Below are 521 nucleotides of genomic sequence, written 5' to 3'. Positions count from 1 at the left end.
TCCCATAGCCCAGCGTTCTTGCGAGGCGGGATACAGGCTGTTGCCTCTTTGCGCAAGATAAGCTGATGGCTGGCTTTGCTGTCGTAGGCGCCATCCGCATAAACACGGCCCAACTTGCACCGTAGTGGATTGAGTAAGGTGGGCTGCACCTCGGCATCATTGACATTCTCCAGTGAGACTTCCGCCGCCACGATATCGTGGGTCACCGGATCTACTGCCAGATGCAACTTGCGCCAGACTCGCCGTTTCTCGGCGCCGTGTTTTCTGACCTTCCACTCGCCTTCACCAAACACCTTCAGCCCGGTTGAGTCGATGACCAAGTCGGTAATGCGTTCCTTTGGGGGCTGTCGATAAGCCACCGTCACCGTGCGAGCGCGCTTGCTGACACAGCTGTAGTCTGGTGCACACAGCGGCACATTCATCAACTCGAACAGGGAGTCGAGTAGTCCCTGGGTTGCTCGCAAAGTGAGGTTAAAAATCCCCTTGAGCATCAGGAAGGTACAAATGGTCTGGTCGGTGTA

Annotated in this window: 1 protein-coding gene; it reads right to left on the bottom strand. The window is 56.0% G+C overall.

The window, feature by feature from the left end:
* Window positions 1-521 (bottom strand): IS5 family transposase (locus A7K61_RS30630; RefSeq protein ID WP_139129579.1); only part of this gene is annotated, 521 nt, incomplete at both ends.

Origin of the sequence: Pseudomonas sp. AP42, assembly GCF_001728935.1 — a bacterium.
Lineage (GTDB): Bacteria > Pseudomonadota > Gammaproteobacteria > Pseudomonadales > Pseudomonadaceae > Aquipseudomonas > Aquipseudomonas lactis.
The sequence above is the reverse complement of the archived record's forward strand: the minus strand, read 5'-3'. Positions and strand labels throughout refer to the sequence as shown.